The 20,423-nt window shown below is 50.4% G+C and carries 22 protein-coding genes; 11 read left to right on the top strand and 11 right to left on the bottom strand.

The window, feature by feature from the left end:
* Positions 1-107 precede the first annotated feature (107 nt).
* On the top strand, positions 108-1,052 hold the full coding sequence (locus ACI43T_RS06705) for a DnaJ C-terminal domain-containing protein (protein ID WP_405386047.1): 945 nt from the start codon (positions 108-110) through the stop codon (positions 1,050-1,052).
* A gap of 11 nt (positions 1,053-1,063) precedes the next feature.
* Positions 1,064-1,357 (top strand): chaperone modulator CbpM, encoded by a 294-nt coding sequence (locus ACI43T_RS06700; protein WP_009312947.1) that lies wholly within the window; start codon positions 1,064-1,066, stop codon positions 1,355-1,357.
* Between the two features lie 67 nt (positions 1,358-1,424).
* Here ACI43T_RS06700 and ACI43T_RS06695 read toward each other — a convergent pair whose 3' ends face one another.
* Entirely contained in the window at positions 1,425-2,030 is a 606-nt protein-coding gene (locus tag ACI43T_RS06695; RefSeq protein ID WP_405386045.1) for a DUF4230 domain-containing protein, read from the bottom strand.
* A 265-nt stretch (positions 2,031-2,295) separates the two neighbouring features.
* Between ACI43T_RS06695 and ribBA the strand changes: the two genes are divergently transcribed.
* On the top strand, positions 2,296-3,639 hold the full coding sequence (gene ribBA / locus ACI43T_RS06690) for a bifunctional 3,4-dihydroxy-2-butanone-4-phosphate synthase/GTP cyclohydrolase II (RefSeq protein ID WP_405386043.1): 1,344 nt from the start codon (positions 2,296-2,298) through the stop codon (positions 3,637-3,639).
* Between the two features lie 70 nt (positions 3,640-3,709).
* On the opposite strand, the gene ACI43T_RS06685 is transcribed toward ribBA, so the two are convergent.
* From ACI43T_RS06685 to ACI43T_RS06665, 5 genes are all read right to left on the bottom strand, one after another.
* Complete coding sequence (locus ACI43T_RS06685) at positions 3,710-4,261, bottom strand: hypothetical protein (RefSeq protein WP_009173282.1); 552 nt, start codon at positions 4,259-4,261, stop codon at positions 3,710-3,712.
* A gap of 18 nt (positions 4,262-4,279) precedes the next feature.
* Complete coding sequence (locus ACI43T_RS06680) at positions 4,280-5,215, bottom strand: hypothetical protein (RefSeq protein ID WP_405386040.1); 936 nt, start codon at positions 5,213-5,215, stop codon at positions 4,280-4,282.
* Between the two features lie 14 nt (positions 5,216-5,229).
* Entirely contained in the window at positions 5,230-5,808 is a 579-nt protein-coding gene (locus tag ACI43T_RS06675; protein WP_039850375.1) for a hypothetical protein, read from the bottom strand.
* A gap of 56 nt (positions 5,809-5,864) precedes the next feature.
* Entirely contained in the window at positions 5,865-6,257 is a 393-nt protein-coding gene (locus tag ACI43T_RS06670) for a hypothetical protein (protein ID WP_405386038.1), read from the bottom strand.
* A gap of 114 nt (positions 6,258-6,371) precedes the next feature.
* Positions 6,372-6,746 (bottom strand): hypothetical protein, encoded by a 375-nt coding sequence (locus tag ACI43T_RS06665; RefSeq protein WP_377080194.1) that lies wholly within the window; start codon positions 6,744-6,746, stop codon positions 6,372-6,374.
* 358 nt (positions 6,747-7,104) lie between these two features.
* Between ACI43T_RS06665 and ACI43T_RS06660 the strand changes: the two genes are divergently transcribed.
* Both ACI43T_RS06660 and ACI43T_RS06655 read left to right on the top strand, forming a co-directional pair.
* Positions 7,105-7,983 (top strand): DMT family transporter, encoded by an 879-nt coding sequence (locus ACI43T_RS06660; protein WP_377080192.1) that lies wholly within the window; start codon positions 7,105-7,107, stop codon positions 7,981-7,983.
* Positions 7,984-8,087: 104 nt separating this feature from the next.
* Positions 8,088-8,831 carry a pseudouridine synthase gene (locus ACI43T_RS06655; RefSeq protein ID WP_377080190.1) on the top strand — a complete coding sequence of 248 codons (744 nt, stop codon included), beginning with the start codon at positions 8,088-8,090 and terminating at the stop codon, positions 8,829-8,831.
* A gap of 94 nt (positions 8,832-8,925) precedes the next feature.
* On the opposite strand, the gene adhP is transcribed toward ACI43T_RS06655, so the two are convergent.
* Positions 8,926-9,969 (bottom strand): alcohol dehydrogenase AdhP, encoded by a 1,044-nt coding sequence (adhP, locus tag ACI43T_RS06650; protein WP_003764565.1) that lies wholly within the window; start codon positions 9,967-9,969, stop codon positions 8,926-8,928.
* Positions 9,970-10,434: 465 nt separating this feature from the next.
* Between adhP and ACI43T_RS06645 the strand changes: the two genes are divergently transcribed.
* The 5 genes from ACI43T_RS06645 (at position 10,435) to ACI43T_RS06625 (ending at position 15,254) form a co-directional block, all read left to right on the top strand.
* The gene (locus tag ACI43T_RS06645) at positions 10,435-11,910 is read left to right on the top strand and encodes an aldehyde dehydrogenase family protein (RefSeq protein ID WP_405386035.1); all 1,476 of its coding nucleotides are present in this window, start codon (positions 10,435-10,437) and stop codon (positions 11,908-11,910) included.
* A 143-nt stretch (positions 11,911-12,053) separates the two neighbouring features.
* Positions 12,054-12,440: a lysozyme inhibitor LprI family protein gene (locus tag ACI43T_RS06640; protein ID WP_405386033.1), complete on the top strand. Its 387-nt coding sequence runs from the start codon at positions 12,054-12,056 to the stop codon at positions 12,438-12,440.
* A gap of 19 nt (positions 12,441-12,459) precedes the next feature.
* Entirely contained in the window at positions 12,460-12,891 is a 432-nt protein-coding gene (locus tag ACI43T_RS06635) for a hypothetical protein (protein WP_405386031.1), read from the top strand.
* 18 nt (positions 12,892-12,909) lie between these two features.
* The gene (locus ACI43T_RS06630) at positions 12,910-13,899 is read left to right on the top strand and encodes a hypothetical protein (RefSeq protein ID WP_405386029.1); all 990 of its coding nucleotides are present in this window, start codon (positions 12,910-12,912) and stop codon (positions 13,897-13,899) included.
* Between the two features lie 140 nt (positions 13,900-14,039).
* Positions 14,040-15,254 (top strand): pyridoxal phosphate-dependent aminotransferase, encoded by a 1,215-nt coding sequence (locus ACI43T_RS06625; protein ID WP_405386027.1) that lies wholly within the window; start codon positions 14,040-14,042, stop codon positions 15,252-15,254.
* A 68-nt stretch (positions 15,255-15,322) separates the two neighbouring features.
* Here the strand turns inward: ACI43T_RS06625 and aspA are convergent, their stop codons facing one another.
* Complete coding sequence (gene aspA, locus ACI43T_RS06620) at positions 15,323-16,726, bottom strand: aspartate ammonia-lyase (protein WP_405386025.1); 1,404 nt, start codon at positions 16,724-16,726, stop codon at positions 15,323-15,325.
* 301 nt (positions 16,727-17,027) lie between these two features.
* Between aspA and ACI43T_RS06615 the strand changes: the two genes are divergently transcribed.
* Complete coding sequence (locus ACI43T_RS06615; RefSeq protein WP_009173270.1) at positions 17,028-17,762, top strand: epoxyqueuosine reductase QueH; 735 nt, start codon at positions 17,028-17,030, stop codon at positions 17,760-17,762.
* Positions 17,763-18,046: 284 nt separating this feature from the next.
* Here the strand turns inward: ACI43T_RS06615 and yfaE are convergent, their stop codons facing one another.
* The 3 genes from yfaE to ACI43T_RS06600 all read right to left on the bottom strand — a co-directional run bounded on the left by yfaE (position 18,047) and on the right by ACI43T_RS06600 (position 20,414).
* Positions 18,047-18,349 (bottom strand): class I ribonucleotide reductase maintenance protein YfaE, encoded by a 303-nt coding sequence (gene yfaE, locus ACI43T_RS06610; protein WP_405386023.1) that lies wholly within the window; start codon positions 18,347-18,349, stop codon positions 18,047-18,049.
* 86 nt (positions 18,350-18,435) lie between these two features.
* Positions 18,436-19,569 (bottom strand): class Ia ribonucleoside-diphosphate reductase subunit beta, encoded by a 1,134-nt coding sequence (gene nrdB, locus ACI43T_RS06605; protein ID WP_003756859.1) that lies wholly within the window; start codon positions 19,567-19,569, stop codon positions 18,436-18,438.
* Between the two features lie 272 nt (positions 19,570-19,841).
* On the bottom strand, positions 19,842-20,414 hold the full coding sequence (locus ACI43T_RS06600; RefSeq protein WP_079874230.1) for a hypothetical protein: 573 nt from the start codon (positions 20,412-20,414) through the stop codon (positions 19,842-19,844).
* Between the last annotated feature and the right edge of the window lie 9 nt (positions 20,415-20,423).

The raw sequence follows: 20,423 nt of genomic DNA, 5'->3' as shown, positions 1-20,423 counted from the left end.
CGCCTTAACCGTTTATTTGTGCACATAGAGTATTGAATCTATGCCTTCCGCCCTTATAAACAGCAAATACGGCATAATGATTAACATGATAAAGACGGAAGAACGATATGGCAGAAAAAACCTATTACGAAATTCTCGGCGTGGACAAAACCGCCGACGCCGACACCATTAAAAAGGCCTACCGCAAACTGGTACGCAAATACCATCCCGACGTCAGCAAAGAACCTGACGCCGCCGAGCGCACCGCCGAAATCAACACCGCCTACGAAACCTTATCCGACCGTGAAAAGCGTGCCGAATACGACGAATTGCTGGCCAACCCCTACGGCCGCAACGCAGGCGGCAATCCGTTCGGAGGCGCGCAATCCGGCGGCTTCCACTACGAATACCGCGGCGGCGAACCTTTCGGCGCGGGCGATTTCAATTTTGAAGATTTGTTCGCCGGCTTCGGCCGCAGTCAGAGACATGCGCACGCAAGGCCGGACGGCCCGATTAAAGGCGAAGACCAGCATGCCGAACTGAGTATCGATATTTACGCCGCTTATGTCGGCGCGGAGCGTTCGCTGAACCTGAACGTGCCGACCGTGGACGAATACGGCCGCGTCGGTTATCAGACCAAAACCCTCAACGTCAAAATCCCCAAAGGCATTACCGAAGGCCAGCAAATCCGTTTGGCGGGACAGGGTCTGCCCGGCTACAACGGCGGCGCAAACGGCGATTTGTATCTGAAGATCAAGTTCCACGACAAACCCGATTTATACGTTAAAAACAAAAAAGACGTATACCAGACCATAGACGTCAAGCCTTGGGAGGCCGTATTGGGCGGCAAAATCATCGTTCCCACCGCAGCCGGACGTTTGCAGGTCAACCTGCCCGCCAACAGCCAAAACGGTAAAAGCATACGCCTGAAAGGCAAAGGCATTCCGGCCAAAGAAGCGGGCGATTTGTACCTCAACATCCGCATCAGCGCTCCCAAGGCCGAAAGCGAAGCCGACCGCGCCGCATGGGCGCAGCTTGCCGCCCATTTTGACGGCAAAAGCGCATCAAATTGAAAGGACAAACCATGACGCAACACACCGATATTACCCTGACTTTCGAAGAAATCCTCGCTGCCAGCCGCTGCCGCCGCGATTGGCTGCTGGAGCTGATAGAGGAAGAAATCATCAGCGTAAACGGCCGGCCGGAACAAACTTTGTACAGCGGCTTCCAACTCGCCCGTATCCGCCGCGCCCAGCGCTTGAGCCGCGACTTCGATGCTGGCATTCCCGCGCTCGGCCTGATTATGCGCCTGCTGGACGAAGTGGAAGAATTGCGCAAGGCGCAGCAGCCCTTATCCCTGCTGGATGAAGGCAAATAGCAGTCAACAAAAGAAAGGCCGTCTGAAAAACAGTTTTCAGACGGCCTCAAATACCATCGGGAACAACCTACCCCTTACACACTGGAACGGCCGCGGGATAAACCGACACTTGGGTTTGCGTCAGCGCAAACAGATTCTCCAACTGCAACTGCGCCTGGCGGTTGGCATGTTGCAGAATATCCGCCTTGCACGCACTGGCCAACACCTGCGCCCTGGCCCTTTCCTGCACGGTTTTGAACACCCCTTTGTCGGCGGGCAGCAGATTGAACGAACCCGTCTTCATGTCGTACACCTCGATATTTTCCAAATCCACGCTGAGGATTTCCACCGGCGGCAGGCTGAGAATGACTTTGCCGTCGACAATATTCACATTCTCCGCCGTCAACTTGTCCAAATCCAAACCGGCCAGCACCTTGCCGCGCACGATAAAGATGCCGCTTTGCGCGTCCTGCCACAACATGCGCCAGTTGCCTTTTTTCTCGGTGCGGATAATCGTGTCGATATAGAACGCCGTGCTTTCCAGCCGGTTTACCTTCTTAATCTGCATCAGCACGCCCTCGCGCGACAGCACCTCATGCGCATCGTCCGCCTCTCTATCGTGGTAATACCAGCCGCCAAAACCGGCAGCGGCACACAGCAATAACACCGTCAACCAACGGAAAAAACTTTTCATCTCGAACCTCATCATTTACATCAGCCTGCATATAGGGTGGAGCGGATAAATTTCAATCATAAAGGCCGTCTGAAAACGGATTTTTACCTTTCAGACGGCTTTTGCATACACGGTGTTTGCCTCACGCTTATTTAAACCGAAAACACACCGCATCCCATCACATTAAATTTACTAAAAAGTAATAAAAATACAAAGTTTACCAAATTTGCTTTTTGGTAAAGCAAGGCATACAATCAGCCCGTGTCCTTCATCCACAGGAACCGAAATGACCATTACCGACTTGCGCCGCCTCAACCTGCGGCAATGGATTGCAGACAAATACGGCGGACAGCAGTCGCGCTTCGCCGAAGCTGCCTCCGTCAACCAAGGCGAGCTTTCCTCCCTGCTGAAAAACAAATCGTTCGGCGAGAAAAAAGCCCGCAAAATCGAACAGGCCGCATCCATGCCCGACATGTGGCTCGACACCCCCCACGATACCGGCCGCGCCGGAACCGGACCGAATAATCCGAAAGAGAGCAGAAAAATGACAGCAATTTCCACCATTCCAGAAATTCTGGCCGACATCAAAGCCGGCAAGATGGTCATCATCACCGACGCGGAAGACCGCGAAAACGAAGGTGATTTGTTGATGGCCGCACAATTCGTCACCCCCGAAGCCATCAACTTCATGATTAAAAACGCCCGCGGCCTCGTCTGCCTGCCGATGGAAGAACAAATGGTCGAAAATCTCGGCCTGCCGATGATGACGCAGAAAAACGGCGCCCAATACGGCACCAACTTCACCGTCTCCATCGAAGCGGCGCAAGGCATAACCACCGGCATTTCCGCCGCCGACCGCGCTCTGACCATCCAGACCGCCGTATCGCCCTCGGCCAAACCCGAAGACATCGTCCAACCCGGCCACATCTTTCCGCTGCGCGCGCAGAAAGGCGGCGTATTGGTGCGCGCCGGCCACACCGAAGCAGGCGTTGATTTGGCACGGATGAGCGGGCTGATTCCCGCCGCCGTCATCTGCGAAATCATCAACGACGACGGCACGATGGCGCGTATGCCCGAACTGATGAAGTTCGCCGAAACCCACGGCCTGAAAATCGGCACGATTACCGACCTCATCGAATACCGCAGCCGCACCGAGAGCCTGCTCGAAGAAATGGGCGACGCGCCTGTACAAACCCCGTGGGGCGAGTTCCAGCAACACGTTTACGTCGACAAACTCTCCGGCGAAACCCATCTCGCACTGGTCAAAGGCAAGCCCTCCGCCGACACCGAAACCCTCGTGCGCGTACACGAACCCTTCAGCGCGATGGACTTCATCCAGCCCAATCCGCGCCACTCGTGGCCGCTACCTGACGCGCTGCAACGCATCCAGCAGGCCGACAGCGGCGTCGTCATCCTGATGCACCGTACCGAAGACGGCGCCACCCTGCTCGACCGCACCCTACCCAAAGGCGCCAACCAAGCCTATAAATGGGACAGCAAAAGCTACGGTATCGGCGCACAGATTCTGGCCAACCTGAACATCAAAAAACTGCGCGTGCTAGGCCAACCTTCCTCCTTCACCGGCCTGACCGGATTCGGGTTGGAGATTGCGGGGTTCGAAGAAAAATAAGCGGCGCCGAATGACAAGAGGCCGTCTGAAAACGTATTTTCAGACGGCCTCTTGTTTGTTATCTGTTTGCTCACTCGGAAACAACCGGCACTTTATTCAGTTTGGCCTGCAATTGCTTCAACTGGGAAGCATTTTGCTGCTCCGCACGATACAGTTGTTGAAATTCCGTCAATTCGAATTTAGACAAGTCCGCACTCGAACGACCGATTTCAGTATTGAGTTGATTCATTATACCTTTCAACTCTGAAACCATTTTTTCAGACGCACTACTTCTGCCGATTTCATCTATTTTTAAGGCCAAATCTTGAATCAGCCTGCTGCGGGAGGCAACGGCGGCAGATTTTTCCTGATAACCGTAACGTTCCAACAGTAATGCCTTGGTGGAGTCGATAAAAGACGCATCAGACCGCACAGGCGCGGCTTCTCCCCGCTTCTTACCGCTACCGGTCTGGGCACTACGACCTTTAGTACCAACATTTGAAGTTGAAGGCTGAACCGTAAGCGTAGCAGGATCAAGCGTCTGTGTGTTGATGATCAGAACCTCCCCATATGCAGAAACATTAAATGCCAACATACCAGAAACCAAAAATAATCTTCTTAAAAATAAGCATTTATCAAACATTCGATTTACTCCTTGGTATTAGCAGTTCTGATCTTTATAAACTTGATAAGGTTTCAGGAATTTATCCAATAATTCATAAACCCCTTTGTCTATTATTTCTTTAACGGCTGCCATTTTCGGATCCCCCACCTGCACCGAATAATCGATACCGTAATCCTTCGTTCCAATCAAACGGAAGAAATTATGACCGTTTTTCACAGAATAGAAAGTATTGGTCAGATTGACGCCTGCCAAATCGTCCATGCCCGCCACTCTGACCACCGTTCCGGTATCAGAATCAATCAAGCGCAAATTGACACTGACGGTCATCGCCTGCGTACCTCTAGAAAACTGATACGCATCAAGATCGGCATTAATATCTTTATTGGGGATAACGTTGGTTTCGTCATATTGGGTTATCGCCCCGCTGATATAGTAATTAGACGGAAACATCACCCCTATCGGCATATGCTGCAAAGAGGTCATAGTGGCCGCAAAACCCTGTATCAATCCCGCCGGCAGGTTGTAAGTAGGTTTGATAAAGTTATTCCTAGATTCAGCCAAATTATCGGGTGCGAGCGGTGTTTCAACGACATCAAAATGTTTGAATTTCATTAACGAATCCATCACCATCTCTGACAATACCGTCGAACTGCCTTCAAACACTTTTCCCGTCTTATCCCGCATCGGAGCGACCGAAATGCGGAACCTTCCGTTTCCCGTTGTTATTCCGTTTTGCAATGCGGCCTGTTGGGACGCCATAAAGAAATCTTTATGCATATCGCTCAAACATTGAAGCTTCTTACCGTAAAACGTATTGTTTTCGCTAATCTGCTGGGAGCGTAAATCTGCAATATCCTGAACCTTTTTCCTATATTTTTCGGAAGCATATTTTTTACGCGTCATCTTCAAATCTAAAGTGGCGCATGAAGAGAGTGAAAAACAGGCCAAAACAATCAATGCAATGGCCTTCATAGAAGAGTTTTTTATCATTTTGCGATCGCCTTAAATTTATTCTTGCCTTTTATTTTAACTATAACTTTCGAATCCACATCTTCATCCGTACACACAACACCGGCACAGGCGACACTTCCGCTCGAAGAGGTCGCACGGGCGTTAATTTCACTGTTTCTAGACTCAACATGTACGTTTTTCATATGAATTTTAGAAGTATCTCTCGCATTTTTCTTCTTGCCATTTTCCACAACAACAACGCCTGCACTGCCGTCTTTGTTGTCCTGTGCAAATCCGTCAGTAACGATGCGCGTATTTTCAATATAGATTTCCTTATTTCTGGGATTTTTTATCTCAATAAGCGGCTTATTCTGGTTTTGCCCCGGTTTCGTCGTTATCGTCCCGCCTTTGACAATCAATTTATTACCTGAATTGATGACTTGTCCACCCTGCAAACCGTTGATATTAATTTGTTCTGTCCTTACATTATTTGCCTTCTCTGCAACAACAGACCCTCTTTGGCTAATCGAACCTTTATCGGTAATGGAAGAAGGCGGGGAAGCAAAAACTGCAAGCGGCATGACAAACACAAAAAATACTGGAAATTTCGACATAACGGTACTCCATATCAAATAAATCGAACCATCATTCAAAGAAATCTATTTTCGTATTATTCCCTCGGTGTAATCACCCTTCCTCCCGCATACGCACTTTTCCCTCCAGATGCCGTAGCGGTCGCATCGATTCTGGCATTCGAAAAATCGGCCGTTGCCGATACGCCTTTCGCATTTTCCTTATTATTGGTCGTACTGCTGACTACCCCTCCCGCCATGGCTTTAGAACCCTTGCCAAAAGCAGTTGCCGTAGCATTAACTTGACTTCCGCCCGTAAAAATCCCAGCAGTTACCCCACCATCCTCAGAATTACCTTTTTGTGCTTTTTCAGCTTCGCCTTTAGCTTGTTTGACAATAATGTCCGTGAAAGGATTAGACCAAGCGTCAGACACAGGAACCAATCCCAAACAACATAATCCAAATACATTAACGAACAATATATTCTTCATAAGAATCTTTCAATATTAAGCAAAATAAACGCTAAAACTTCGGAAAATAACACACATAGTCATAATAAGGACTTCCATCTCCGGGCAGTAATCAAAGATGAAAGTCCGAATAATTTATTTATCTTTGCTGGCGGAAACCACACCACCGGCATAGGCTTCAGCGCCATCACCGGCCTTAGCCTTAGCCCTTACGCTTGAATTATCAAATACGCCTAAAGTTACTTTCGTATTAACGGCTGCACCACTACCACCACTGGTCGCAACAACACCACCAGCCATAGCTTTAGAACCTCTACCTTGAGCTTCTGCCTTTGCATCCACATTGCTGCCATTTGTGAACGTACCGATGGTAACGTCTGTATTGACTTTACTGCCGCCAAAGATTGATTTTGCAGCATCAGCAACCGAACCAATCGCATCAGCATGGGCACTGCCTGCCATAACTGCCAAACTTACAAACAGTGTCGTATAAACTTTATTTAACTTCATGATTAATCCTTTCGCAAAAAGGGTTAGGAAAATCGCAGTATGATTTTCATCTGCACCTAGTAGACAATATTCATTAATAAAAATTCAATTTAAAATTAAATATAAATATAAATATTATAACAGTGAAAACTTTAACCTATCACAATCCAATGAATTATTGACATAATTTTCTTAACAATTCATTTATGCTAAACAAAATATAATTCTTTTTTTACGAAAACTATATTTTCAATTAATAACGGGGGAAGCTGCTCTAATAAAATATCAAATAACATTTTCAGACGGCTCCTTTGTTTTACATCCCCGTATTTTTATAGCAGAATCAACTCTTATCAGAAAAACACCATAGGGAAACACCATGCCGGCCACCAACCGTTCCCACGCCGCGCCGTTGCTGGTTGTCGGCTGCGTTATTTTCGGGCTGGGCAGCCTGATTGTGAAATTCGTTCATGTCGGTTCCTACGCCATCGCCTTCTGGCGTTTGGCCATCGCCGCCGTTATTTTTTGGCTCCTGGCGCGTTTCTTCGGGCAGAAGCTGCCCCAAAACAGGAAAGCCGCCTACACCGCCCTGCTCTCCGGAGTATTCCTCGCCTTCGATTTAGCGTTGTGGCACGAAAGTATCCGCGCGGTCGGGCCGGGCATTTCCACGCTGCTGAACAGCTTGCAGATTTTCTTCCTCTCTGCCATCGGATTTTTCTTTTACCGAGAACGTTTAAATAAGTTGCAAGTTCTGAGTTTATTGCTGGCCGTCGTCGGCGTCGCCCTGATTGGCAGCCCCGAATTCGGACACAACGGCAACGCGGTTTGGGGATTCGTCAGCGGCATTATTTCGGGCGCGATGCTGGCGCTGTCGATGGTGTTCGTGCGCAAGACCCATCAAATCGAACCGGTCCCGTTGTTTCCCGTTATGATGATTCTGAGCTTCGGCGGCGCGGTTTCACTGATTATCCCCGCCCTTGTTTTCGACGGCGGCGCGCTTTATCCGACCACCCTGCTCGACATCGGATGGGTACTGGTTTACGGCGCAGTGATGCAGTGTTTCGCATGGGGGCTGATTGCCTATTCGATTCCGATGCTGTCGCTCTCGCTGACCGGCCTGCTGCTGCTTTCCGAACCTGTCGCCGCACTGCTGATCGACTATTTCCTACTCCGCAAACCAATTAACGGGCTGCAATGGGGCGGCGCAGCCTTAACGCTGGCGGCAATTTATCTCGGTTCGCAGAAACCCAAACCATGAAACCTGCCGAGGCCGTCTGAAACCGTGTCGGTGGATATTTCAGACGGCCTCCGACCACCGGCCGAGTGCTATAATCCGCCTCATCCACACCAAGCGAACCCATTATGGAACACGATTCAAACGAAACCATGCGCCTTTCCAAGCGTATGGCGCAATTGGGCTTATGCTCGCGCCGCGAGGCGGACAGCTACATCGAGCAAGGCTGGGTCAAGGTCAACGGGCAAACCGCCGTACTCGGTCAGAAAGTAACCGAACGCGACCGCATCGACCTCAACCGGCAGGCGCATGAAAAACAGGCGGAGCGCGTTACCATCCTACTCAACAAGCCCGTCGGCTACGTCAGCGCGCAGGCGGAAAAAGGCTACAAATCCGCCGCCGAGCTGATTACCGCCGACAACCGTTGGGAAGGCGACGACAGCCGCATTCCGTTCAGCGAAAAACACAAATTCAGCTTGGCGCCCGCCGGCAGGCTGGACATCGATTCCGTCGGGTTGCTGGTGTTGACGCAGGACGGCCGCATCGCCAAGCAGCTTATCGGCGAAAACAGCGGCAGCGAAAAAGAATATCTGGTACGCGTGCGCGGCAAATTGGACGAAAAAGGACTTGCCTTGCTGAATCACGGATTGAGTTTGGATGGCGAGAAACTGCGCCCTGCCAAAGTAGAATGGCAAAACGAAGACCAGCTGCGTTTCGTGTTGAAACAAGGCAAAAAGCGGCAAATCCGCCGTATGTGCGAACTCGTCGGTTTGCGCGTCGTCGGGCTGAAGCGGATTCGGATGGGTAAAGTCAAACTGGGCAAACTGCCGCCCGGCAAATGGCGTTATCTGCGGGCGGATGAGTCGTTTTGATTGGATTTAAGAGATTGGAGATAACGGCAAAAGGCCGTCTGAAAACCCCAAACAGGGTTTCAGACGGCCTTTTCATTCAACTGCCTGCATCAAATTAATGATGACCGCAGCCGCATTCTTTTTTCATGTCGATAACCATGCGGCCGGTGATTTTGCCTTCGCGCATTTCTTGGAAAATGGCCGGAGCTTCGTCCAAAGCGCGCAATTGGACTTTCGGTACCACCAAGCCTTCTGCCCCGAATTGGAAGGCTTCTTCCAAGTCTTTGCGCGTACCGACCAGCGAGCCGACCACTTCGATGCCGTCCAAGACCAGACGCGGGATGGACAGGTCCATAGATTCGGGCGGCAAGCCGATGGCAACGACGCGGCCGCCAGCGCGGACGCAGTCCACGGCGGAGTTGAACGCAGCGGCGGATACGGCGGTGACAACGGCTGCGTGTGCGCCGCCGGTTTTTTCTTGAATCACTTTGGCTGCGTCTTCTTTGGCGGCGTTGATGACCAAATCCGCGCCGCTTTCTTTGGCGAATGCCAGTTTTTCATCGTTGATGTCGATGGCGACGACGTGTGCGCCGAATACTTTTTTCGCGTATTGGACACCCAAGTTGCCCAAACCGCCCGCGCCGTAAACGGCAATCCATTGTCCCGGACGCACGCCGGAAACTTTCACGCCTTTGTAAGTGGTTACGCCGGCGCAGGTGATGCTGGAAGCTTGTGCAGGGTCGAGGCCGTCGGGTACTTTGACGGCGTAGTCCGCATCGACGATACAGTGGGTCGCCATGCCGCCGTCGGCGGTGTAACCTGCGTTCAATACGGAACGGCACAAGGTTTCGCGGCCGGTATTACAGTATTCGCACGAACCGCAGCTTTGGAACAACCATGCGATGCTGACGCGGTCGCCGACTTTCAGGGCGTTCGCACCCGGAGCGACTTCTTTGACGATGCCGATGCCTTCGTGTCCCAACACGCGGCCCGGTTTTTCGCCGTAGTCGCCCGCCGCAACGTGCAAGTCGGTATGGCACACGCCGCAATATTCGACTTCAACCAACGCCTCGCCGTATTCCAACGGGCGCAGTTCGCGTTCTACAACTTCTACATCGCCTGCTACATTTTGATTCACAACAACAGCTTGCATCTTCATGGTGTTCTCCTTGGCATTCGTACGAAATCTGTAAATTTACGCGGCGGCCCGATTGGCTGCCGCGTTGCGGTTATGTCCGGCCGGCGGGATGCCGCCCGACCTATAAATGAGAATACTCCCCTTCGTTTCACTGTGTCAACTCCCTATCCTTTTGAAAAATAAGGAATAAAATGTTATACCATAACAAATTATTCACGAAGGGATTTGCAGTGAAAATTTATTACAAATAAATCGTCGCAGAGGCCGTCTGAAAGTTTAAAACATATTAACGAACTCATTTCATTCCTACGCTCCATCTTGTTTTTCAGACGGCCTGAGACGCTCTTGCAAAATTACATCGAACCGCCTTTGAGAAAATTATCATTTTTAGTGCTTGAACCAAAAGAGAAAAAATACTATGCTAATTCCGAAAGGCATTGCAGAAACGTCCAGAACCCCAATGAAGACAACCAAGGAGACAGCATCATGGCAAAAGATTTAAATGCGTTTGATAAAGAGTACGGCCTTTTGATTAACGGCGTGTGGACGAAACCCGGCGCGCTTTTGGATTCATACAATCCTGCCAACGGAGAATTGTTAGCCAAATTTACCGACGCATCCGATGCCGATGTTGATGCTGCGGTTGCCGCCGCGCAAGAAGCGTTCAAAACATGGCGCAAAACCACCACCACCGAACGCGCCGCCATACTCAACAAAATCGCCGATGTGATTGACGACAACTTGGAATTGTTCGCCTTGCAGGAAACGCTGGACAACGGCAAACCCATCCGCGAAACCCGCGCCGCCGACATCCCGCTGGCTTCCGACCATTTCCGCTACTTTGCCAGCGTCATCCGCGGCGAAGAAGGCACTGCCACCCAGCTTGACTCCGAAGACCTGTCTATCGTATTGCGCGAACCCATCGGCGTAGTCGGTCAGATTATTCCGTGGAACTTCCCCTTCCTGATGGCGGCTTGGAAAATCGCCCCCGCACTCGCCGCAGGCTGTACCATCGTTATCCACCCGTCTTCCAGCACTTCGCTGAGCCTGTTGTCGTTCGCACAAAAAATCAACCACTTGCTGCCTAAAGGCGTGTTGAACATCATCACCGGACGCGGTTCTAAATCCGGCGAATACATGCTGCGCCACAAAGGCTTCAACAAACTCGCCTTTACCGGTTCGACCGAAATCGGCCGCCACATCGGCATCGCCGCCGCCGAAATGCTGATTCCCGCTACCTTGGAGCTGGGCGGCAAATCCGCCAACATCTTCTTTGACGACATGCCGTTCGACAAAGCCCTCGAAGGCGCGCAAAAAGGTATTTTGTTCAACCAAGGCCAAGTGTGCTGTGCCGGTTCGCGCATCTTCGTACAAGAAGGCATTTACGACAAATTCGTCAACGCCTTGGCGGAAGAGTTCAAAAAAATCAAAGTCGGCCTGCCTTGGGAAGACGATACCCAAATGGGTTCGCAAGTCAACGCCGGTCAGCTTGAGACCATTTTGAAATACGTCAAAATCGGCGAACAGGAAGGCTGCCGCATCATCACCGGAGGTAAGAAAATCGAAGGCGCGTTGGGCAAAGGCGAATTTGTCGAACCGACCTTGATTGAAGCCGGCAGCAACAGCGCACGCGTTGCCCAAGAAGAAATCTTCGGCCCGGTTGCTACTGTGATTAAATTCAAAACCGAAGAAGAAGTCATCAAAATGGCCAACGACAGCGAATACGGCTTGGGCGGCGCAGTTTGGAGCAAAGACATCAACCGTTGCCTGCGCGTTTCCAATGCGCTGGAAACCGGCCGCGTTTGGGTAAACTGCTACAACCGCCTGCCTGCAGGCGCACCGTTCGGCGGCTACAAGACTTCAGGTATCGGCCGCGAAACCCACAAAATGATGCTCGCCGCTTACACGCAGGTGAAAAACATCTACATTTCCACCCGCGAAGAGCGCGAAGGCTTGTATTGATTGAATGCCCGCCTGATAGCGATTTGAACATGGAAGGCCGTCTGAAAACTTTTCAGACGGCCCTATCAATCACACAATAACTTTTTAGGAGATGAATTATTTCGAAACACAAAACCCGTTACATTCTGCCGCTGCTGGCCGTGATGGCATCCGCCGCCTGTGTCGGTGCGGCAGGGTCGTCTGAAAAAGCTGCAAATGCGCTTAAACTGCAGAAGGAAAAGAATCTTTGCCCTGAACCTGTAAAAGAAATGGACGATGATTGTTTGAGGCTTACATCAAGGGAGTTCGAAGGCAAATTGAACACAAAATATAAAGATTTATTTAGGCGAGCTGCCACCAAAGACAAAAAACTGCACGGTTTATCCAAACAGTATTTCACAAGTGTCCGCTCAAAATGGGAGGCTTATCGGGACGAACTCTGTGATGATCCGACGGTAACGACTGATTTAAAATCACCTGCGGACAGAGTTTTTTATACGTGTTATATCGAACAAACACAACATCATTTGAAGGCATTGGAACGTTTTTGATTTTTTTTAGGAGACTGATATGTCGAAACACAAAATCCGTTACATTCTGCCGTTGCTGGCAATAATGACATCCGCCGCCTGTGTCGGTGCGGCGGGGCCGTCTGAAAAAACTAACGAAAAAGATGCAAAGCAACAGAACAGGGCTATTTGTCCAGAGCCTGTCAATCTGATGAGTGACGATTGCTTGAGTATTACTTTAGGGAAATTCGAGGACAAGCTGAAGAAGAAGTATGAAGAATTGTTCCGACGTGCAGCAGCCAAAGACCGAAAACTGCACGGATTGTCCAAACAGTATTTTGCAAGCGTCCGCTCGAAATGGGAGGCTTACAAAGAAGAACTTTGCGACGACCCGACGGTAACGACCGATTTGAAAACACCTGCGGACAGGATTTATTCTCTTTGCGCCATTGAACAGACGAAACTTCATTTGAAGGCATTGGAACGTTTTTAATTTTTTTAGGAGACTGATATGAGTCGCTTTACAGGCGGAGACCATCTGAAACTGGAAGACGGTTTGAAATACTATATCCATCAGACAATGATGGTAAACGAATTGTCGGGCGGGCGCGGCGCGTACAAAATATCGAATGCGGAGAAGGCTGCCAGCGGTCCGAGCTTCGGCCCCATCCAATACGACATAGGCGGCAATGACAAAGGACAGCAATTATTGGAACGGATTGCGCGAGAGGCAGCAGACTCAAAAGGCAACCGTTTTATTTCCGATAATGAAATAAAGCAGATGCAAATTCATCTATACAAGCCGTTCAATAAAATGTCTGCCGAAGACAAACAGGTGTATCAAAATTTGAAACCGAAATTGAATCAGGCTTTGGCTTCCGAAACCGGTATCTCATTAATCAATCAGGATTACGATAAGGCACTTGACGACAAAGTTAACAAGGTAAATGACGTTATCTCTAGAATTACAAATCCTGACAATAAAAAATTCCTGCAATCCAGTATGCAGGCACAAGTCTTTATTGCCGATATAGGCAACCAATATGGAGGAAAAGTAAACATGTCGTTGGAACATTTCCTGAATATGTCGGAACGCGATGCGGGTATCAAACTTCCGGGGAAAAACGGCGGCACGGTTAAAGTCGAAGGCAAACTGGATATGGAAGATTTAAAAAACTTCCGTATGAATACGGCTTACGGTGTCAAACATCCCGCCGATGCCCATCGCAGAGACAAACACATCGAGGACGTTACCGCTCCGACCCGTGAAAAACCGCTATCCCAAGCAGATAAATTCCATGCCTTGGTTCAAGGCTTGCTCAACGATAAGGACGGCTCTTTCGCCAAACAGGTTTTGGCGGAGAACCGCGAAGTTGTTGATGTTTTCAATGCCAAAGCGCAGGAAAGGATGGAACAGGAACGGCAGCAAACAGCAGCGAGGGAAATTTCTGTGCAGCAGAATCCTGCGGAAAGGGAATTTGGCGGGCGGTCTTTCGGCTGATCGTTCCACATGAGGCCGTCTGAAACTGTTTTTCAGACGGCCTCATGGCTTAACATAAAATAATCCCCGTTGCGCCTTTCCATCCGGCGGCAAACAATGTACATTTACAATATTGTTGACAATTTCACGGAACACACGCCATGGAAAAATTCCCGAAATCTTCCAAACTCGACCACGTTTGCTACGACATCCGAGGCCCCGTACACAAAAAAGCCCTGCAACTCGAAGAAGAAGGCCATCAAATCCTCAAGCTCAACATCGGCAACCCCGCCCCGTTCGGCTTTGAAGCGCCCGATGAAATTCTGGTGGACGTTATCCGCAACCTGCCGACCTCGCAAGGCTATTGCGATTCCAAAGGGCTTTACTCCGCCCGCAAGGCCATCGTCCACTACTACCAAACCAAAGGCCTGCGCGACATCACGGTAAACGATGTCTATATCGGCAACGGCGTGTCCGAACTGATTACCATGTCCATGCAGGCACTCCTGAACGACGGCGACGAAATCCTGATTCCTGCGCCCGACTATCCGTTGTGGACGGCTGCCGCTACCTTGGCGGGCGGTACGGTGCGCCATTATCTGTGCGACGAAGAAAACGACTGGTTTCCCAACCTTGCCGACATGGAAGCCAAAATCACGCCCAAAACCAAAGCCATCGTCGTCATCAATCCCAACAACCCTACCGGCGCGGTGTACAGCAAAGAAATCCTGCTCGAAATCACCGAGTTGGCGCGCAAACACGGCCTGATTATCTTCGCCGACGAAATCTACGACAAAATCCTCTACGACGGCGCGGTACACCACCACATCGCCGCCCTCGCCCCCGACCTGCTGACCATCACCTTCAACGGCCTCTCCAAAGCCTACCGCGTGGCCGGATTCCGCCAAGGCTGGATGCTGCTCAACGGCCCGAAAGAACATGCCAAAGGCTATATCGAAGGACTGGATATGCTCGCCTCGATGCGCCTGTGCGCCACCACGCCGATGCAGCACGCGATTCAGACGGCCTTGGGCGGCTACCAGAGCATCAACGAGCTGATTCTGCCAGGCGGCCGCCTGCTGGAACAGCGCAACAAGGCTTGGGAAATGGTGAACCGAATCCCCGGTGTCAGTTGCGTCAAACCGATGGGCGCGCTGTATATGTTTCCCAAAATCGATACCGAAATGTACGGCATCCGCGACGACATGAAATTCATCTACGACCTGCTGGTGCGCGAGAAAGTGCTGCTGGTTCAGGGCAGCGGTTTCAACTGGATCAGGCCCGACCACTTCCGCATCGTTACGCTGCCGCACGTTTACCAGATTGAAGAGGCGATGGACAAGCTGGAACGTTTCCTGCGCAGCTACCGCCAGTAAACGGATAAACCGAAAAAGGCCGTCTGAAAACGTTGTTTCAGACGGCCTTTCGCTTATTTCAAGCCGAATCAGGTGCCCCGATGCGGGTTTGCCAGATTCTCCGGCGACAAGATGCGGTCGAGTTCCGCTTCGCTCAAGAGGCCGCGTTCGAGTACGACTTCGCGCACGCCTTTGCCGGTTTGGGCGCAGATTTTGCCGACCAAATCACCGTTGCCGTGTCCGATATACGGGTTCAGGTAAGTGACCAGGCCGATGGAGTTGAACACATAGCGTTCGCAGATTTCGCGGTTGACAGTAATGCCTTTGACGCATTTTTCGGCGAGGTTTACCGCAGCGTTGCCCAAGAGGGAGATGGTTTCGAACATACATTGCGCGATGACCGGCTCCATCACGTTTAATTGCAACTGCCCCGCTTCGGCGGCGAAGGTGATGGTGGTGTCGTTGCCGATGACTTTGAAGCAGACTTGGTTGACCACTTCGGGAATCACGGGGTTGACTTTGGCGGGCATAATCGACGAGCCTGCCTGCATTTCCGGCAGGTTAATCTCTTTCAAACCGGCGCGCGGGCCGGACGACAAGAGGCGCAAGTCGTTACAGATTTTCGATAATTTCACCGCCGTGCGCTTCAATGCGCCGTGTACCATCACATACGCGCCGCAATCTGAAGTCGCTTCAATCAGGTTTTCGGTCAGTTTGCAATCCAAGCCGCTGACTTCGGACAATTTTTTCACCGCCAAAGCCGCGTAGCCTTTCGGCGTGTTCACACCCGTGCCGATGGCGGTTGCGCCCAAGTTGACTTCCAACAGCAAGGCGCGCGTGCGGTTCAGATTCACAATCTCTTCTTCCAGCAATACTTGGAAAGATTGGAACTCCTGCCCCGCCGTCATCGGTACGGCGTCTTGAAGCTGGGTACGACCCATTTTCAACACATCTTTAAACTCATCGGCTTTGGCGGCAAACGCGTCTTTCAGCAACGCCAGTTTTTCCAGCAGTCCGCCGACGCTGTCATACACTGCCAAACGGAAGCCGGTCGGATAGGCGTCGTTGGTGGACTGGCTGGCGTTCACATGGTCCATCGGATTGACGATGTCGTAGCGGCCTTTTTCGTAGCCCAATATTTCCAAAGCAAGGTTGGCGATGACTTCATTAGTATTCATGTTGACCGAAGTCCCCGCGCCGCCCTGATACACGTCGGACGGGAATTGGTCGAGGCAGCGGCCTTTGAGCAACACTTCGTCGCAAGCCTTTTCGATGGCAGCGGCGATTTCGGGTTTTACTGCGCCCAATTCGCCGTTTGCCTGCGCGGTCGCTTTTTTCACCATCACCATGCTGCGGACAAACTGCGGCGCGTCGGAAATTTTTTGATTGGAAATTTTAAAGTTTTCCACCGCGCGCAAAGTATGGATGCCCCAATACGCCTCGGCGGGGATTTCGCGGTCGCCCAGCAAATCGCGTTCGATACGGACAGTCATGTTTCTCAGCCTCTTCAGATGTAGTCAATATAAAAAGTCTGCCGACGATCCCCGGCCGGCGGCACCGCCGCACCGGAAACGACAGACGGGATGCATAATGCGCATCGAACGATAGACCAGTCGGCAAGGCTTGTCCATATGCTTAAAGTATCGCGGCCCTAATCATGCCGTCTGAAACATTCCTTCGGGCGGCATGGCGGCCGTTCCGCCCGATTTCTGTTAAAATAAGCATTTATCCCAATACTCTTTTTCAGACGGCCTTCGGCCTGCTTCAAGGCCGTCTGAAAGGCAATGACACACCATGAACCAACACGATACCCCGCAAGTTACCCCCATCGACCGCCCCGTCCTCGTCCCGCCCGGCGGCCATAAAAAAGTCCTGCTGCATTCCTGCTGCGCCCCGTGCAGCGGCGAAGTGATGGAAGCCATGCTCGCCAGCGGCATCGACTACACCATCTACTTCTACAATCCCAACATCCACCCGCTCAAAGAATACATGTTGCGCAAAGAAGAAAACATGCGCTTCGCCGACAAATTCGGCATCCCCTTCATCGACAAAGACGACGACTACGAAAACGACCGCAAAGAATGGTTCGCCAAAGCCAAAGGCATGGAATTCGAACCCGAACGCGGCATCCGCTGCACCATGTGTTTCGACATGCGTTTCGAAAAAGCCGCCCAATACGCCCACGAAAACGGCTTCCCCGTCTTCACCAGCTCGCTGGGCATTTCCCGCTGGAAAAACATGGCGCAAATCAACGACTGCGGCCACCGCGCCGCCGCGCCTTACGACGACGTCGTTTATTGGGATTTCAACTGGCGCAAAGGCGGCGGCAGCGCGCGCATGATCGAAATCAGCAAACGCGAACACTTCTACCAGCAGGAATACTGCGGCTGCGCCTACTCCCTGCGCGACTCCAACGCCCACCGCAAATCGCAAGGCCGCATCCCCATCAAACTCGGCGTGCTGTATTACGGCGACGAATCGACGCAATACGAAAATATACAGCCGAACAAAATTGCCGTGGACAAATAAAATCAAATATAGTTAAACCACTTACTTCGACACAACTTGTTTATTAACCTCGTCATTCCCGCGCAGGCGGGAATCCAGTCCTATCTGTACAGAAACCTATCGGGAAAAACAGTTTCTTCAATTCCACGCTCTGGATTCCCGCCTGCGCGGGAATGACGATTGACGTAGGTGTGTTGTATCGGGAATTAAATTAAGTGAATCAGCTATAAAGGGCCGTCTGAAAACCTGTTGCAAGGTTTTTCAGACGGCCCTTTTGTATTTTAAAATCATTTGGAACAGCAACTTCAATCCTGTTCATCAAACAAGCCGACATCAAACAAGTCCGGTTCGCTCACCCGCCCGCGGCAATCGACCTTAATATCCTCATTCACACGACAGCAACACGGCAGAATTTCGCCGGGCGCGACAAACGCCAGCGGGAAATCGTCGTAGGACACCCTGCCGTCCAATATTTTGACGCGGCAGGAACCGCAATAGCCGCTGCGGCACTGGTATTCGACCTCGTGGCCGGTGCGCTCCAAGCCCTCCAATAAGGTTTCGCCCTCTTGAAGCTCGAAGGTTTTGTCGTGTGTGCTGATAAGTATCATATCGTTATTTTGGGGACGAAAGGCCGTCTGAAAGTTTTCAGACGGCCTCAAAGACCATGAAACTACAGAAAAGCCGCTAAGCCCGATTACAATTCAAAATCGCCCAAATCGTCCGCGCTGACTTCGGAATCGATCTGACCGATTAAGTAAGAAGAAATTTCCACTTCCTGCGGCGCGACCTGCACGTTGTCGGACGACAGCCACGCGTTAATCCACGGAATCGGGTTTTGGGTAGCGCCTTCGAATCCGGCGGGCAGACCGACCGCCTGCATACGCAGGTTGGTGATGTATTCGACGTATTGCGCCAGAATTTCCTTGTTCAGACCAATCATGGAACCGTCTTTAAACAGATAGGCCGCCCATTCTTTTTCCTGCTCCGCCGCTTTTTTGAAGAGTTTGAAACATTCGTCCTGCAATTCGACGGCGATTTCCGCCATTTCAGGGTCGTCTGAACCTGCACGCATCAGGTTGAGCATATGCTGGGTGCTGGTCAGGTGCAGGGCTTCGTCGCGGGCAATCAGTTTGATGATTTTGGCGTTGCCTTCCATCAACTCGCGCTCGGCAAAGGCAAACGAGCAGGCGAATGAAACGTAGAAACGGATGGCCTCCAACACGTTGACGCACATCAGGCAGAGATAGAGTTTTTTCTTCAACTCGCGCAAAGACACGGTAACGAGCTTGCCGCCGACATTGTGCGTTCCTTCGCCCAACAGGTTGTAATACTGAGTATATTCGATTAAATCATCGTAATAGCAGGCGATGTCTTCGGCGCGGGCGATGATGTATTCGTTCTGCACGATGTCGTCAAACACGACCGACGGGTCGTTGACGATATTGCGGATAATATGGGTATAGCTGCGCGAGTGAATGGTTTCGCTGAAGCTCCACGTTTCAATCCAAGTTTCCAGTTCGGGAATCGACACCAAAGGCAGTAAGGCAACGTTCGGACTGCGGCCTTGGATGGAATCGAGCAGGGTTTGGTATTTTAAGTTACTGATGAAAATGTGTTTCTCATGTTCGGGCAGGTTGGCGTAGTCGATACGGTCGCGCGACACGTCGATTTCTTCCGGCCGCCAGAAGAAAGACAGTTGTTTTTCAATCAGTTTTTCAAATACTTCGTATTTCTGCTGGTCATAACGGGCAACATTAACAGGCTGACCAAAAAACATCGGCTCTTTAAGCGCGTCGTTTTTGGTTTTGGAAAAGGTGCTGTATGACATGACTAGGTGTTCGCAGGACATGGCTGTTTTCTCAGGTTAATTTAAATCTAAAAGTAGGATAGGCGACTTCTAGGCTATGCAAAGCATATGGGTCGTCTGAAAATTTTTATTTTGAGCCTTATTGCAATCGTGGTACAATTTGACTCAACAAAACGCATGAGCAGGCATGAAACCATTTCAGCGTTTGTCCGGCCTTTTTTAGGCTACTAGCCCAAGAGCAGTTATAAAGCGAAGCCTGTACTGACAACCCTTGCTTTTAAGTGAGGGTTGTTTTACTTTGGGCGTTTGATTCTCTTATTGACCAATGTATTATGTAATAACACAAAGAAACCGACCGGTTTTCTCCTTACTTTTGTTCCGTGATTTTCTTTGTAATCCCCATCCCGTATATATGCACTATTAATGTAAATATGTACATCATGTTTTGGAGATTTGGCTCTTTGAAGTGAAAAGTAAATTTCATAATCTACTTTTTTACCGTTTTTATCCGTTACTGATATGGTCAGAAACTTATCATCAGCCGAAGTGAAATAACATTTGTTTCTACTAATTTCACGCATAATTTGCGGCAACATTTTTGAAACCTGATAACGTTCGAAACAAAAAATTCGTGTTTCTTTAGCCGTTATATACTGCAATGCAGGTTCAATATCTGATAACGTTTCTCCCTTACGTTTATTTTCACCTCTTGTAAAACAATGTGTACTAAACTCGATAATACAGCGGTATCGTTTTTCCGCCGTACCATCACTTTTAGCAGGTTGAATATAGTCACAAGAAAACGCAGTTAAATGCGTTAGATCATATTCAATACCTTGATAATCAAATTTAGGAAAGGCTTTCAATTACTTCAC

Source organism: Neisseria oralis, from assembly GCF_045062685.1.
Taxonomy (GTDB): domain Bacteria; phylum Pseudomonadota; class Gammaproteobacteria; order Burkholderiales; family Neisseriaceae; genus Neisseria; species Neisseria oralis.
The sequence above is the reverse complement of the archived record's forward strand: the minus strand, read 5'-3'. Positions and strand labels throughout refer to the sequence as shown.

Excerpts from the sequence above, each read along its gene's own strand:
- ACI43T_RS06705 (WP_405386047.1), top strand. The coding sequence starts at position 108 with ATGGCAGAAAAAACCTATTACGAAATTCTCGGCGTGGACAAAACCGCC.
- ACI43T_RS06700 (WP_009312947.1), top strand. The coding sequence starts at position 1,064 with ATGACGCAACACACCGATATTACCCTGACTTTCGAAGAAATCCTCGCT.
- ACI43T_RS06695 (WP_405386045.1), bottom strand. The coding sequence starts at position 2,030 with ATGAAAAGTTTTTTCCGTTGGTTGACGGTGTTATTGCTGTGTGCCGCT.
- ribBA (WP_405386043.1), top strand. The coding sequence starts at position 2,296 with ATGACCATTACCGACTTGCGCCGCCTCAACCTGCGGCAATGGATTGCA.
- ACI43T_RS06685 (WP_009173282.1), bottom strand. The coding sequence starts at position 4,261 with ATGTTTGATAAATGCTTATTTTTAAGAAGATTATTTTTGGTTTCTGGT.
- ACI43T_RS06680 (WP_405386040.1), bottom strand. The coding sequence starts at position 5,215 with ATGAAGGCCATTGCATTGATTGTTTTGGCCTGTTTTTCACTCTCTTCA.
- ACI43T_RS06675 (WP_039850375.1), bottom strand. The coding sequence starts at position 5,808 with ATGTCGAAATTTCCAGTATTTTTTGTGTTTGTCATGCCGCTTGCAGTT.
- ACI43T_RS06670 (WP_405386038.1), bottom strand. The coding sequence starts at position 6,257 with ATGAAGAATATATTGTTCGTTAATGTATTTGGATTATGTTGTTTGGGA.
- ACI43T_RS06665 (WP_377080194.1), bottom strand. The coding sequence starts at position 6,746 with ATGAAGTTAAATAAAGTTTATACGACACTGTTTGTAAGTTTGGCAGTT.
- ACI43T_RS06660 (WP_377080192.1), top strand. The coding sequence starts at position 7,105 with ATGCCGGCCACCAACCGTTCCCACGCCGCGCCGTTGCTGGTTGTCGGC.
- ACI43T_RS06655 (WP_377080190.1), top strand. The coding sequence starts at position 8,088 with ATGGAACACGATTCAAACGAAACCATGCGCCTTTCCAAGCGTATGGCG.
- adhP (WP_003764565.1), bottom strand. The coding sequence starts at position 9,969 with ATGAAGATGCAAGCTGTTGTTGTGAATCAAAATGTAGCAGGCGATGTA.
- ACI43T_RS06645 (WP_405386035.1), top strand. The coding sequence starts at position 10,435 with ATGGCAAAAGATTTAAATGCGTTTGATAAAGAGTACGGCCTTTTGATT.
- ACI43T_RS06640 (WP_405386033.1), top strand. The coding sequence starts at position 12,054 with ATGGCATCCGCCGCCTGTGTCGGTGCGGCAGGGTCGTCTGAAAAAGCT.
- ACI43T_RS06635 (WP_405386031.1), top strand. The coding sequence starts at position 12,460 with ATGTCGAAACACAAAATCCGTTACATTCTGCCGTTGCTGGCAATAATG.
- ACI43T_RS06630 (WP_405386029.1), top strand. The coding sequence starts at position 12,910 with ATGAGTCGCTTTACAGGCGGAGACCATCTGAAACTGGAAGACGGTTTG.
- ACI43T_RS06625 (WP_405386027.1), top strand. The coding sequence starts at position 14,040 with ATGGAAAAATTCCCGAAATCTTCCAAACTCGACCACGTTTGCTACGAC.
- aspA (WP_405386025.1), bottom strand. The coding sequence starts at position 16,726 with ATGACTGTCCGTATCGAACGCGATTTGCTGGGCGACCGCGAAATCCCC.
- ACI43T_RS06615 (WP_009173270.1), top strand. The coding sequence starts at position 17,028 with ATGAACCAACACGATACCCCGCAAGTTACCCCCATCGACCGCCCCGTC.
- yfaE (WP_405386023.1), bottom strand. The coding sequence starts at position 18,349 with ATGATACTTATCAGCACACACGACAAAACCTTCGAGCTTCAAGAGGGC.
- nrdB (WP_003756859.1), bottom strand. The coding sequence starts at position 19,569 with ATGTCATACAGCACCTTTTCCAAAACCAAAAACGACGCGCTTAAAGAG.